Here is a 13,084-nt window from a genome sequence, read left to right on the forward strand (position 1 = left end):
ACTCGCCACAATCCGGGGGAAGTTCGGCGGCGCTCCGGGCGTGGCTGAAAATCCATGCCGCCGCGACTTCCTGAGGTTGCCGTGGCCTGCCGCCCGGGGCGGCAGCACTATCGGGCGAGAGAAGTCCAGGACCGGACGATGAGCGCACCCAGGGTCCCCACGGCCGCACCACGCGGCCGTCCCACCCGGTCTGACCTCTCCTGGTGCCCCACACACCGGCCATGGCCGACCCGGAACCGGGAGGAGCGAAGAACACCCATGAGGTTTCGCGTTCTTGGACCCCTAGAGCTGACCGAAGACGACGGTGACGACATACCGATCCAGGGCACCAAGCAGCGTGCGGTCCTGGGCTTCCTCCTGCTCCACGCCAACCGGGTGGTCTCCACCAGCGCGCTGATGGACGCCCTGTGGCCGGTCGACGAGGCGCCCAACACCGCGCGCAAGATCCTGCACAACGCCATCTGGGGGCTGCGCGGCCTGCTCGGCCCCCGGCAGGGCGGGGACGGCCGGCCGTCCCTGAACACCAGGCCGCCCGGCTACATGCTCCAACTCGACACGGACACCGTGGACTTGTACGAGTTCCAGCGGCTCGCCAAGGACGGCCGGGCGCAGCTCGCGGCGGGGGCGGCGGACCGTGCCGCGGCCACCCTGCGCCGGGCGGGCGGACTGTGGCGCGGGGGCGCCCTCGCCGATCTGGTCGAGGTCGGCTTCGGCTGGCCCGAGCTGGCGGGCCTGGAGAGCTCCCGCATCGACGCCCTGGAGGACTACGCCGAGGCCGAACTGGCCCTGGGCCACTACCACTTGGTGCTGCGCGAGCTGGAGGCGGAGGTCGAGTCCGGCACGCTCCGGGAGCGGCTGTGCGGACAGCTGATGGTCGCCCTGTACCGCTGCGGGCGGCACACCGACGCGCTCGACGCGTACAACCGGCTGCGCAGACAGCTCGTCGAGCAGCTCGGTCTGGAGCCCGGCCGCAGCCTGCAGGTGCTGCAGCAGGCGATACTCCGCCACGACGACTCCCTGCTCGACCGGCATCCGCCCCGCCAGGGCCCCGAGGAGCGGACGTTCCCGTACTCCGGTGACGTCCTGCACTCCGGCGATGCCGCTTACGTGGGTGAGGTCCCGCACTCGGGTGAGGTCCCGTACGCCGGTGAGGTCCCGTACGGCGGTGGTGCCCCGCGCTCCGGTGGTGCCCCGCACTCCGGTGAGGCGGCGCGCCTGTCCGCCGCGGCCGCGCCGCTCCCCCTCCCCATGGCGGCCGTGCCGTCCCCGCGGCGCGCGCCCACGGTGTCCCCCGCCGCCCCCGCCTCCCCCGTATCCGCCGCGCCTGCCGCGCCTGCCGCGCCTCTCGTGTCCCGCGACGCGGAGGCCGGGCAGCCGGGGCCGGGCGCCGTCAGCGTGCAGCACTGCACCGTGGTGATGGTGCAGGCCACGCTCGACGACCGGCGCACCGGATCGGACGCCTCCGGCGTGACCCAGGGCCTGGCCCTGGTCGCCGACGCCCTGCGCTACACCGCCGACGACTTCGGCGGCACCGTCGCCGCCCCCGCGGGACCGGCGCTCCTCGTGGTGTTCAGCGGTGCCGACGCGCCGAAACGGGCCGTCTCCACGGCGCTCGCCGCCCTCGGCCCGTGCGGTGACCAGGGCCCGGCCGCGGTCAGCGTCCGCGCCACCGTCGTCACCGGCGAGGCATGGCTGTACCGGGCCGACGGGGGCCCGGACGCCGCCCCCATGGTCGGCGGCCCGGTGCTCGACACCTGCCGCACCCTGATGGCCCACACCGCCGCCGGCACCGTGCGGGTCTGCGAGGACACCCGCCTGCGGACCGGAGGCGCCGGGGGCGTCGGCTACGCCCGGTCCGGCGGGCCGGTCGAGGGCTGGCGGGCCCGCTCCGTCGACTGGAGCTCACTGGCCCACCCGTCGATCCCCGTCGTCGACCGGGACTACGAACTGGACGTGCTGTGCGGCCTGTTGGGCCGGTCCCAGCACCGGTCCGTGGCCCAGCTCGTCACCGTGCTCGGCGCCGCGGGCAGCGGCAAGACCCGGCTTGTCCTGGAGTTCGAGCGGCGCGCCATGGCCCGCTGGGACGACGCCGAGTTCCTGGTGGCCGGGCCCGAGGGCGCCGACCGGCCGCTCGGGCTGCTGCGCGGGCTGCTGCTCTCGCTGGCCGCCGCCCCCGCGGCCCTCGGCGGGACCGACGCCGAATCCGGTGCCGCCGTGCTCCGGCAGCTCGCCTACGGCCGCATCGCGGACCAGGAGGAGGCCGCCGAAGTCGCCTCGGGAGCCGCCGAGTTGGTGGTCTCCGGCGAGCACGGCCCGGCCCCGCACCGGATCGAGCCGCTGCGTGCGGCGGGGACCCGGTTGCTTGCCGCCGTGGCGCTCCACCACCCGCTCGTCATCCTCGTCGACGACGGGCACGAACTGGACGACGCGAGCCTGGACTTCCTGGAGCGGTTCGCCGCCGACCCGGCGGCCCCGCCGCTCATGCTGATCGTGGCGGCCCGGCCCGAGCTGCTGTGGACCCGGCCGACCTGGGGCAGCGGACAGGCGCACGGGGCGACGCTGACCCTGCCGGACCTGACCGACGCCACGGTGGACCGGCTCTCCGACATCCTGCTCGGCAAGGTCCGCCAGGGGCAGCTGACCCTGCCCACGCACCGCATCGGCGAGACCCTCGACGACGCGGCGGAGCACGACAGGCGACGCCATCTGCTGCGCACCCTGATGCGCCTGGACACCTCGCTGCCGCCCCGGCCCGGCCTCGGCGGCCTGAGCGTGGGCCGGGTCCCGGCGGCCAGCCGCGCGGCGGGCTGACGGCCGGGCGGGGCGCGGCCGTTGGAGCAGGGGCAGGGCCGTCGGGGAGGGGCGGTCAGGCGGCGGCGTCGGCGAGCAGCCCCTCGGTGACGGCCGCCGCGACCTGGCCGAGGTGGTCGTCGAGGTAGAAGTGGCCGCCGGAGAAGACCTTCAGGGCGAAGCCGCCGCTGGTGTGCTCCCGCCACGCCTCGGCCGCCGCTACCGGCACCACCGGGTCGCGGTCCCCGACCAGGGCGGTCACCGGGGCGGTGAGCGGTTCGCCGCCGCGCCAGCTGTACGTGCCCAGGGCGCGGTAGTCGGCGCGCAGCACCGGCAGGACCATCTCCAGGAGCTCGGGGTCGTCGAGCACCGACTGGTCGGTGCCGCCCAGCATGCGCACCGCGGCCAGCACCTCGGCGTCGCCCGTCAGCCGGTCGTGCAGGCCCGGCCGGGGGCCGGGTGCGCCCCGGCCGGAGAGGAACAGGCGCCGGGGGCCCGGCAGTTCGCGCTGTGCGAGCAGCCGCGCCGTCTCGTAGGCGACGACCGCGCCCATGCTGTGCCCGAACAGGGCGTACGGCCGGGCGCCGTCCGCGGTCAGCTCCGCGGCGAGCTCCCCGGCCACCGCCTCGGCGAGCGGGGTGAGGCCGGTGAACGGCGACTCGCGGCGCCGGTCCTGGCGCCCCGGGTACTGCACGGACACCACGTCGAGGTCCGTCGGCAGGGCCCGCGCCAGGCGCAGATACGCCGTCGCGGAGGCGCCCGCGTGCGGGAAGCACACGAGCCGCAGCCCGTCCGCCGTGCCCGTGGTGTAGCGGCGGAACCACTTGCTGTCCACTGTGGGTGTCGTCCCTTCTGCTCTGCTTCTGTGCCCGGCCGCCGTCCGGCCGGGGCGGCCCCGTCAGGCGGTCGGCTCGGCCCGGCCCTCGACCCGGGCGAGGATCTCCCCGGCGACCAGCTCCGGCACCTCCTGCGGCTGCCAGTGCGAGACTCCTTCGAGCGTGACGAGACGGTACGGCGCCGACACGTAACTCCCGGTCAGCTCCGCCGCCTTGGTGCTCACCGACTCGTCCTCGACGCTCCAGACGAAGGTCGTCGGCACCGTGATCCCGCCCAGGTCGCTGCGGCCGTCGAGGAGCGCGCCGGTGCGGTACCAGTTCAGGGCGGCGTGGAAGGTGCCGGGCCGGGTGTGGAAGTCCACGTAGCGGGCCTGCTGTTCGGGCGTGAGCGCGCCGTCCGCGCCCGCGAGCAGCTCCCGCAGCCGGGCCGCGTCGTCGTCGAGCCAGTACTGGGTGGCGCCCTCGGCGGTCAGCAGGTCGATGTACCGCGAGGCCCGCTGCTGCTCCGGGTCGTCGCGGTAGGCCCGCTGGTAGGCGTCGAGGTGCGGGAAGGCGACCGCGGTCAGCGAGCGCACCCGCTGTGGGTGGTGGGCGGCGAGGTACCACGCCACGATCGCGCCCCAGTCGTGCCCGACGACATGGGCGCCGGACACCCCGAGTGCGTCCAGGATGCCGAGGACGTCCCGGGCCAGCAGCGGCAGCGCGTACTGCTCGACGGCGTCCGGACGCGCCCCGGGGGAGTAGCCGCGCTGGTTGGGCGCGATGGTGCGCAGCCCCGCGCGGTTGAGGACGGGCACGACGTCCGTCCAGGAGGCGAAGTGGTGCGGCCACCCGTGCAGCAGCACCACCGGCTCGCCGTCCCGCGGACCCGCCGTCTCCACGTCGAAGGTGAGGCCGCCGACGGTCACGGGCACGACGGTGCGGGCGTCCACGGGCGCGACGGTGCGGGCGTCCTCGTGCTGCTCAAGCGGCATGGCGGGCGGCCTCCTCGGCGAGGGTCTCCCCGGTGACGGCGCCCGCGGTGGGCGGGGTGACGAGGTCCGCGACGGGCGGCGCCGCCAGGACCTCGGCCGGGTCGACCAGGCTGACGACGCGGGCGTACGCCACCGCGACCTCGTCGTGGCGCGCGGCCGCCGCCATGACGCGGCTCGCCTGCCGCTGCTCGGGCGCGTCGGGGTCGGCGAGCCCGAGCCGGGCGGCGTCGTTGCCGACCGCCATGGACCAGGGTGTGTCGACGCCGTCGCGGGCCAGGGCGGCGAAGAACTCCGCGGCCCGAGGCGGGCCGGGGCGGCGCAGCCGGTCGGCGAGGACGGTCGCCTCGATCGCCGCGACCGTCATGCCCTGGGCGTACGTCGGGTTGAAGCTGCACACCGCGTCGCCGATGACGAGCAGGCCCTCGGGGAACGCGTCGAGCCGCTCGTAGCGGCGGCGCAGGTTGGCCGGGAAGCGGTAGGCCACCAGCTCGTCGACCGGCCGTCCGGCGCGCACCGCGTCGTACACGTCGGGCGCGGCAAGGGAGTTGAGGAAGGAGAGGAAGCCCTCCTCGTCGGTGGGCGGCACGTCGCCGTTCATGCCGTAGGCGGTGACCACCGTGCGGCCGCCGTCGACCCGGGCGCAGACCGCGCCGCGCGGCGTCGCCGGGCTGGCCACCACGTGCACGGACACATTGCCGCCGAGGGCGTCGGCGGGGATGTCGTAGTGGCGGGTCGTGTAGCCGAGGCCGACCTTGAACGTCTCCTCCTCGGGCGCCTCGTAGCCCCACTGCGTCAGCCACACCGGGGTGCGCGAGCCGCGGCCCGAGGCGTCCACCACGAGGTCGGCGTCCAGGGTGTAGGGCGCGGCCTCGGAGTGCGCGTCGGCCACCAGCGCGCCCACCACCCGCCGGTCGCCGTCGGCGGTCACCGGCTCGACGACGGCCGTGCCCTCCAGGAAGCGCACGCCGGGCAGCGCGCGGACCCGGTCGCGCACGACGGACTCCAGCAGCGGACGGCTCGCCGACACCAGGCGGAGCCCGGACTCGGGCTGGCGCATGGGGCGGCCCTCCAGGATCCACCGCACGTCGCCGGTGACGTCGCCGTGGGCCGCGCCGGCCGCGACGAACTGGTCGGTGACGCCGGGGAACAGCTCCTCGATGACCTGATGGCCGCGCGCGAGGAGCCCGTGCACATGGCGTCCCTGCGGCACCCTGCGGCGTGGTGCGGCACCGTCCGGGAGCCCGTCCCGCTCGATGACCACCACCTCGTCGTAGGCGTCGGAAAGGACGCGCGCGGCGAAAAGCCCCGCCATTCCCGCGCCGAGGACGAGCGCGCGATTCCGACCTGAATTTCCCACGTCTTTCTCCTCCGGCTGGTCAGCAGGGCCGTCTTTTGCGCGCCACGCTACTTACGGTCCGGTATGCGCCCGTCAACCCGGCGCTCATTCCCGGGACTCGGGGCAGGCAGAGCCGCCGATTACCGCGTTGAGAACCGCATGTGACCGCCCCCGGGGTGCCGGAACCTACGGTGAATTGGCCCGTGTCACAGTCGAATTGAGGGAGCAGGAATGACCACGACCGTACCGGCCACCGGAACGACCGTCAGCGCGGCGGAACTCATCGCGCGCGCCCGTGGCCTCGTGCCGCTGCTGCGGTCCGGCATCGAGCGCACCGAGCAGCTCGGCAACCCCGCTCCGGAGAACCTCGACGCGCTGCGCGAGGCCGGCCTCTTCCGGCTCACCACGCCCGTCGGCCACGGCGGCCTGCACCCGTCCATGCGCACCCAGGTCGAGGTCATCGCCGAGGTGGGCCGGGGCTGTGCCTCGACGGGCTGGATCGTCGCCAACCACGCGGCGTCCACCGAGTTCACCCTGATCCTCGACGACGAGGCGACGGAGGAGATCTTCGGCGACAACCCGGACGCGATCCTGCTCTCCGCGGGCACCGGACCCGGCGCGCGGGCCGAGAAGGTCGACGGCGGACTGAAGATCAACGCGAACTTCCCGTACGCCTCGGGCTGCGAGATCTCCGACTGGGCGCTGCTCGTCGCCGTCCCCCTCTACGACGGCGAGCGCCAGATCGGCGCCGCCAACGCCCTGGTGTCCCTCAAGGACATCGAGATCACGCGCACCTGGAACGTCGCGGGCATGCGCGGCACCGGCACCCACGCGATGACCCTCACCGACGTGTTCGTGCCCGACCGGCGGATCCTCGTCGTCGAGAAGGAGAACGTCGAGCGCCTCGAGGAGCTGCTCGGCCCGACCGACCTCGTCAAGGGCAACCTGCACTCGCTGTCCGCCCTCGTCGGCGCCGCCCGCGGCGCCCTCGACCTGCTCGGCGAGGCCCTGGCGAAGAACAAGCCGATCGTCTACTCCACGTACGGCCGTGCCGCCGACTCGCCCGCCGTCCAGCGCGCCTTCACCGAGGCGACCCACCTGGTCGACACCGCGTATCTGCACATGCTGCACGTCGCCGACGAGTTCGACGCGCTGCTGCCGGGCGAGCCGATGGACCGGCTGCCCCGCGCCCGCGCCCGCATGCACTCGGCGTCCGCGCTGAGCCGCGCCAGGGAGGCCATGCAGCTGATCCTCGACGTCGCCGGGACCAGCGGCTTCGGCAACACCAACCCGATCCAGGCGTACTGGCGGGACCTGGAGGTCGGCAGCCGGCACAACCACCTCAACCAGCCGCTGATCATCGAGGACTACGGCCGCGCGCTGCTCGACATCGGACCGACGGTCACCGCGTTCCACTGACCCCAACAGCCCACGGACGACGGAGGCTTGACCCGACCATGGCCGACCTAGACCTCGCCGAATCGCACCTGCTCAGCTGGCTGTCCACCGTTGGTCTCGACGCCCACTACGTGCGCGCCGAGGGCGACTACCTCTACCGCCTCGACGCGGACGGGCACGAGATCCCCGTGGTCGACTTCGCGGGCGGATACGGCTCGCTGATGCTGGGCCACAACCACCCCGAGATCGTGGCCCTCGCGCAGCGGATGCTGCGCGGCGGAGCGCCCGTGCACGCCCAGTTCTCGCGCCATCCGTACGCGACGGAACTGGCCGCGCGGCTCAGTGCGATCGTCCAGCGGGAGACGGGGGCCGACGAGCCGTACCGGTCGGTCTTCGCCAACAGCGGCGCCGAGGCCGTGGAAATCGCCGTCAAGCACGCCGAGTTGGACCGCGCCCTGAAGGCCGCCGAGCTCCAGGAGGAGATCGCTCGGCACCTTCAGGAGGCGCGGGCCGCGGTGGCGGCGGGCACGGCGAGCGTCTCGGCGCAGGCCGCGGCCGCGGCGGGCCTGACCGTCGCCGACCTGAAGCGGGACCCCGCCGACGCGCTCGCCCGGCGGATCACGGAGCTCAACGGCGACGCCGTGGAGGGCTGCGGGCCCGTCCTGTTCGCCCTGGAGGGCGGCTTCCACGGCAAGTTGATGGGCAGCGTCCAGCTCACCCACAACGCCGCCTACCGCGCCCCCTTCGCGGCCCTCGGCATCCCGGCGCGGTTCGTGGCCCGGGACCGGCTCGCCTCGCTGCCCGAACTCTTCGAGCAGGAGCGGGTCTATCTGATCGACCCGGTCGTCACGGGCGACGAGATCACCATCGTCCGCCGCCCGCTGCCGGTGCTCTGCGCCTTCCTCCTGGAGCCGGTCCAGGGCGAGGGCGGCATCCACGCCCTGGACGCGCGCGACGCCGCCTTCATCCAGGCGGCGTGCGCCCAGGCCGACTGCCCCGTCATCGTGGACGAGGTGCAGAGCGGCATGGGCCGCACCGGCACCTTCCTGGCCAGCTCGGCCATCGGCCTGCGCGGCGACTACTACGCGCTCGCCAAGAGCCTCGGCGGCGGCATCGCCAAGGCCGCGGTGACGCTGACCCGTTCGTCGCGCTACCGCCCGCAGTTCGAGCTGGTGCACTCCTCCACCTTCGCCAAGGACTACTTCTCCACCACGATCGGCCTGAAGGTCCTCGACCTTCTGGAGGCCGACGACGGCGCCGCCTACCGCAAGGCCGCCGAGCGCGGCGCGTACCTGGGGGCCATGCTCGCCGCCGTGCGGAGCGAGTTCCCGGACGTGGTCCGTGAGGTGCGGGGCCGGGGCCTCATGCGGGGCCTGGAGTTCCACGACCAGTCCGGCTCGCCGGCCGCGGCGGTGCGCGAGCACGCCGAGGGGGGCACCCTCGGCTACGCCCTGGCCGGGAAGCTGCTGCGCGACCACCGGGTGCGCACGTTCCCGACCGCCAGCTCGCCCAACACCCTGCGCTTCGAGCCGTCGATCAACATCGGCGACAAGGAAGTCGCCCAGCTGGAGACGGGCCTGCGCGACGTGTGCGAGATGCTGCGGGCGCAGGACGGAGCGGCGCTGTGACGACGGCACCCACAGCACCCACGGCACCTGTGGCGACGGAGCCGGTGGCCGAGGCGGGCCCCGTGGCCGAACTGCAGGCGATCCGCGCGCAGGCGGTGGCCGGACCGAGCGAGAAGGCCACCGAGGCGCAGCACGCCAAGGGCAAGCTGACGGCGCGCGAGCGCATCGAACTCCTGCTGGATCCGGGCTCGTTCAACGAGGTGGAGCAGTTGCGCCGGCACCGGGCGACGGGCTTCGGCCTGGAGGCGAAACGGCCGTACACGGACGGTGTGATCACCGGCTGGGGGACGGTGGAGGGCCGGACGGTCTTCGTCTACGCGCACGACTTCCGGATCTTCGGGGGTGCGCTCGGTGAGGCGCATGCGACGAAGATCCACAAGATCATGGACATGGCCATCGCGGCCGGGGCGCCGTTGGTGTCGCTGAACGACGGCGCGGGCGCGCGCATTCAGGAGGGCGTCAGCGCCCTGGCCGGTTATGGCGGCATCTTCCAGCGCAACACGAGGGCGTCGGGCGTCATCCCGCAGATCAGTGTGATGCTGGGCCCGTGCGCGGGCGGTGCGGCGTACTCACCGGCGCTGACGGATTTCGTGTTCATGGTCCGGGAGACGTCGCAGATGTTCATCACGGGTCCGGACGTGGTGAAGGCGGTCACGGGTGAGGAGATCACCCAGAACGGCCTGGGTGGCGCGGACGTGCACGCGGGTGTCAGCGGGGTCGCCCACTTCGCGTACGACGACGAGGAGACCTGCCTCGCCGACGTGCGGTACCTGCTGTCGCTGCTGCCGTCCAACAACCGCGAACACCCGCCCGTCGTCCCCGCCGACGACCCCGCCGACCGGCCGGGCGACCGGCTGCTCGACCTGGTCCCCCGCGACGGCAACCGCCCCTACGACATGCGCCAGGTCATCGAGGAACTCGTCGACAACGGCGATGTCCTGGAGGTCCACGAGCGCTGGGCGCGCAACGTGGTGTGCGCCCTGGCCCGGCTCGACGGCAAGGTCGTCGGGATCGTGGCCAGCCAGCCGCAGACGCTGGCCGGCGTCCTCGACATCGAGGCGTCGGAGAAGGCGGCCCGCTTCGTGCAGCTCTGCGACGCCTTCAACATCCCGATCGTCACCCTGCTCGACGTCCCCGGCTTCCTGCCCGGCGTCGACCAGGAGCACGGCGGCATCATCCGCCACGGCGCCAAACTCCTGTACGCGTACTGCAACGCCACCGTGCCGCGGATCTCCGTGGTGCTGCGCAAGGCGTACGGCGGCGCGTACATCGTCATGGACTCGCAGTCGATCGGCGCCGACCTGACGTACGCCTGGCCGACCAACGAGATCGCCGTGATGGGCGCCGAGGGCGCCGCGAACGTGATCTTCCGGCGGCAGATCGCGCAGGCCGACGACCCCGAGGCGATGCGCGCCCGGATGGTCGAGGAGTACAAGGCCGAGCTGATGCACCCGTACTACGCCGCCGAGCGCGGGCTCGTGGACGACGTCATCGACCCGGCACAGACGCGCGAGGTGCTCATCAGGTCCCTCGACATGCTGCGCGACAAGCACGCCGAGCTGCCCGCCCGCAAGCACGGCAACCCCCCGCAGTAGGGGACGGAAGAACGGAAGAGAGGAAACGAGCCATGGACAAGAGCGCCGACACCCCCCTCGTACGCATCGACAAGGGCGGGGCCCGGCCCGAGGAACTCGCCGCGGTGACCGCCCTGTTGATGGCCCGCGCCGCGGCCGCGCGGCCCCCGGCCGCCACCCGATCCCGGACCCCCCGGGCGGGCTGGCGCCGCCTGGAGCGGGTGCGGGGCTACCGGACGCCGCTCAGCTGGCAGAGCTGAGAGGGGAACCCGTACCCCATGACGCGGCACACCACGGCCAAGCTCACCGCCGCCGAGGCCCTGCCCGGCCGCTCCGAGCGCACCTTCACCGTTCCCGAGCGTCACGCCGTCCTCGGCACCCCGCTGCTCGGCCCCTACCCGGAGGGCCTGGAGACCGCCGAGTTCGGCGTGGACTGCTACTGGTCGGGCGAGCGGGCCTTCTGGTCCGCGCCCGGCGTGTGGACCACGGTCGCGGGCTACCAGGGCGGCGTCACCCCGAACCCCACGCCGGGCGAGGTCCTCACCGACCGGACCGGGCACACCGAGGCGGTACGGGTGGTCTTCGACCCGCGCGTCACCTCGTACGAGGCGATGCTGGCGATCTTCTGGGAGCGGCACGACCCGACGCGGCCCTTCGGCCCCAACAGCCAGGCCAGATCGGTGATCTTCACGCAGGGGCCCGCGCAGGACGAGGCGGCGCGGGCCCTGCTCGCCGAGGAGCAGCGGCTCCTGACACATCTGCGCAACAACGCCGCCATCACCACGGAGATCGTCGCCGCGCGGGAGTACCCGTTCTATCCGGCGGACGCCTACAACCAGCAGTACCTCGCAGGCGGATCCGGCCGCGCCGGGTGACGCGACCGGATCCGTGCGGCGGGGTCCCCGGATCACGCCACCGGGGACTCCTCGGCGGGAGCAGCAGGAGCAGCGGCGGCGGTGCCCTCGGCATCGTCCGCCGCTTTCTGCTGCTCGGGCGCCGGGGCCCCCGTCACCGGGACCCGGCGCAGCAGCAGGACCGCCAACAGGCCCATCACGGCGGCCAGTACGGCGCTGATCACCGCCGCCACATGGAAGCCCGACGTGAACGCGGCGCGCACCGCGTCGGCCAGCTCGGCGCCCGCCCGGCCGGGCACGGCGTCGGCGACGGCGGCGCCGCCGCTGACGTTGTCCGCGATCTCACTGACGGTGGACTCGGACACGCCCTGCCCGGCGGCGGCCTCCACGTCGCCGCGGTAGACGGCGGCCATCACGCTGCCGGTCGCCGCGACGCCGAACGCGAGCCCCAGCTCGTAGGCGGTCTGGCCGATGGAGGACGCCTGTCCCGCCTGCTGGGGCGGGGCGGCGCTGACCGCGATGTCGGTGCACAGGACCGTGATCGGGGCCAGGCCCGTCATCATGATCGTGGTGCTCGCCGCCGCCGTGGCCGTGCCGCCGCCGTCCGAGGGCAGCGTCGTCATCAGGAAGAAGCCGACGAGGGAGAGCGCGGCGCCGCCCGCGATCACATAGGCGGGCCGCACCCGGCGGGCGAGCAGCGGGGTCAGCTGGGAGCCGACGGCGAGGCCCGCGGCGGGCAGCATCATCAGCAACCCGGCCTCCAGGGAGGGGAGTTGGTTGATGATCTGGAAGTACTGCGGCACCACGTACTCCACGCCGTTCATGGCGGCCAGGCCGATGAACAGGAGCAGCAGGGCCGTCGTGAAGGTGCGGTCGGCGAACAGCCGCAGCTCCAGCAGCGGGTTCTCCAGGCGGCGTTGGCGGCGCGTGAACGCCACGCCGAAGACCAGCGCCGCGGCGAGCGAGACCAGCATCCAGGTGTCGATGCCGTACTCGCCGATCCGCTTGATGGCGTAGACGAGCGGCAGCAGCGTCAGGACGAGCAGCGGCATGCTGATGCCGTCGAGCTTCTTGGTGTCCGGGTTGTGGAACTCCGGCACCGCGATGGGCGTGACGATCAGCGCGAAGGCCATCACCGGCACGCCGACCAGGAACACCGAGCCCCACCAGAAGTGCTCCAGCATCACGCCGCTGACCACCGGGCCGACGGCGATGCCCGTGGACAGCGCCGTCACCCACATCGCGATGGCCCGCGCCCGCTGCCGGGCGTCGCTGAACATGTGCGCGATCAGGGCCAGGGTGGAGGGGATGATCATGGCGCTGCCCACGCCGAGCGCCGCCCGGGCCAGGATCAGCACCGTCGGGTTCGGGGCGTACGAGGCGATGAGCGAGGCGGCGGCGAACACCACGAGGCCGGTGATCAGCATCTTGCGGCGGCCGAAGCGGTCACCCACGTTGCCGGAGAGCACGAGGAGACACGCCATCACGAAGCCGTAGATGTCGTTGATCCACAGCAGTTGGGTGCTGCTGGGCCCGAGGTCGGCGGCGAGCGGCGGGGTGGCGAGCCACAGCACCCCGAGGTCGGCGGTGAGCAGCATGGTGGGCAGGAGCAGGAAGGCCAGTCCGACCCACTCGCGTGCTCCGGCCCTGGACGTGTCCGTCCGCTGGGCGTTCATGGGACTTCCTCTCGATAG

10 protein-coding genes are annotated in these 13,084 nt (G+C 73.6%); 6 read left to right on the forward strand and 4 right to left on the reverse strand.

Features of this window, described 5'->3' with window-relative positions; all coding sequences use genetic code 11:
- Positions 1 to 258 precede the first annotated feature (258 nt).
- Complete coding sequence (locus ACQB60_RS31035) at positions 259 to 2,811, forward strand: ATP-binding protein (RefSeq protein ID WP_496929416.1); 2,553 nt, start codon at positions 259 to 261, stop codon at positions 2,809 to 2,811.
- A 55-nt stretch (positions 2,812 to 2,866) separates the two neighbouring features.
- On the opposite strand, the gene ACQB60_RS31040 is transcribed toward ACQB60_RS31035, so the two are convergent.
- The 3 genes from ACQB60_RS31040 to ACQB60_RS31050 form a co-directional block, all read right to left on the reverse strand.
- Positions 2,867 to 3,625 (reverse strand): thioesterase II family protein, encoded by a 759-nt coding sequence (locus ACQB60_RS31040; protein ID WP_496929417.1) that lies wholly within the window; start codon positions 3,623 to 3,625, stop codon positions 2,867 to 2,869.
- Between the two features lie 63 nt (positions 3,626 to 3,688).
- The gene (locus ACQB60_RS31045) at positions 3,689 to 4,600 is read right to left on the reverse strand and encodes an alpha/beta fold hydrolase (RefSeq protein ID WP_496929418.1); all 912 of its coding nucleotides are present in this window, start codon (positions 4,598 to 4,600) and stop codon (positions 3,689 to 3,691) included.
- Entirely contained in the window at positions 4,590 to 5,957 is a 1,368-nt protein-coding gene (locus tag ACQB60_RS31050; RefSeq protein WP_496929419.1) for an NAD(P)/FAD-dependent oxidoreductase, read from the reverse strand. Before ACQB60_RS31050 ends, ACQB60_RS31045 begins: the two co-directional genes overlap by 11 nt.
- A gap of 210 nt (positions 5,958 to 6,167) precedes the next feature.
- On the opposite strand from ACQB60_RS31050, the gene ACQB60_RS31055 reads away from it, so the two are divergent.
- The 5 genes from ACQB60_RS31055 to msrA are packed head-to-tail and all read left to right on the forward strand — an operon-like array spanning position 6,168 to position 11,411.
- Entirely contained in the window at positions 6,168 to 7,355 is a 1,188-nt protein-coding gene (locus ACQB60_RS31055) for an acyl-CoA dehydrogenase family protein (RefSeq protein WP_496929420.1), read from the forward strand.
- Positions 7,356 to 7,393: 38 nt separating this feature from the next.
- Positions 7,394 to 8,962 (forward strand): aspartate aminotransferase family protein, encoded by a 1,569-nt coding sequence (locus tag ACQB60_RS31060; RefSeq protein ID WP_496929421.1) that lies wholly within the window; start codon positions 7,394 to 7,396, stop codon positions 8,960 to 8,962.
- Positions 8,959 to 10,557 carry an acyl-CoA carboxylase subunit beta gene (locus tag ACQB60_RS31065; protein WP_496929422.1) on the forward strand — a complete coding sequence of 533 codons (1,599 nt, stop codon included), beginning with the start codon at positions 8,959 to 8,961 and terminating at the stop codon, positions 10,555 to 10,557. Before ACQB60_RS31060 ends, ACQB60_RS31065 begins: the two co-directional genes overlap by 4 nt.
- A gap of 32 nt (positions 10,558 to 10,589) precedes the next feature.
- Positions 10,590 to 10,796, forward strand: a complete 207-nt coding sequence (locus ACQB60_RS31070; protein ID WP_496929423.1) for an acyl-CoA carboxylase subunit epsilon — start codon at positions 10,590 to 10,592, stop codon at positions 10,794 to 10,796.
- Between the two features lie 18 nt (positions 10,797 to 10,814).
- The gene (msrA, locus tag ACQB60_RS31075; RefSeq protein WP_496929424.1) at positions 10,815 to 11,411 is read left to right on the forward strand and encodes a peptide-methionine (S)-S-oxide reductase MsrA; all 597 of its coding nucleotides are present in this window, start codon (positions 10,815 to 10,817) and stop codon (positions 11,409 to 11,411) included.
- A 32-nt stretch (positions 11,412 to 11,443) separates the two neighbouring features.
- Here the strand turns inward: msrA and ACQB60_RS31080 are convergent, their stop codons facing one another.
- Positions 11,444 to 13,066, reverse strand: a complete 1,623-nt coding sequence (locus tag ACQB60_RS31080) for an MFS transporter (protein ID WP_496929425.1) — start codon at positions 13,064 to 13,066, stop codon at positions 11,444 to 11,446.
- Positions 13,067 to 13,084: the final 18 nt, after the last annotated feature.

The organism is Streptomyces odontotermitis (genome assembly GCF_050510915.1).
GTDB lineage: Bacteria > Actinomycetota > Actinomycetes > Streptomycetales > Streptomycetaceae > Streptomyces.

Bases quoted from the DNA above. Each gene is read 5' to 3' on its own strand.
- ACQB60_RS31060 (WP_496929421.1), top strand. From the start codon at position 7,394: ATGGCCGACCTAGACCTCGCCGAATCGCACCTGCTCAGCTGGCTGTCC.
- ACQB60_RS31070 (WP_496929423.1), top strand. From the start codon at position 10,590: ATGGACAAGAGCGCCGACACCCCCCTCGTACGCATCGACAAGGGCGGG.
- ACQB60_RS31035 (WP_496929416.1), top strand. From the start codon at position 259: ATGAGGTTTCGCGTTCTTGGACCCCTAGAGCTGACCGAAGACGACGGT.
- ACQB60_RS31080 (WP_496929425.1), bottom strand. From the start codon at position 13,066: ATGAACGCCCAGCGGACGGACACGTCCAGGGCCGGAGCACGCGAGTGG.
- msrA (WP_496929424.1), top strand. From the start codon at position 10,815: ATGACGCGGCACACCACGGCCAAGCTCACCGCCGCCGAGGCCCTGCCC.
- ACQB60_RS31045 (WP_496929418.1), bottom strand. From the start codon at position 4,600: ATGCCGCTTGAGCAGCACGAGGACGCCCGCACCGTCGCGCCCGTGGAC.
- ACQB60_RS31055 (WP_496929420.1), top strand. From the start codon at position 6,168: ATGACCACGACCGTACCGGCCACCGGAACGACCGTCAGCGCGGCGGAA.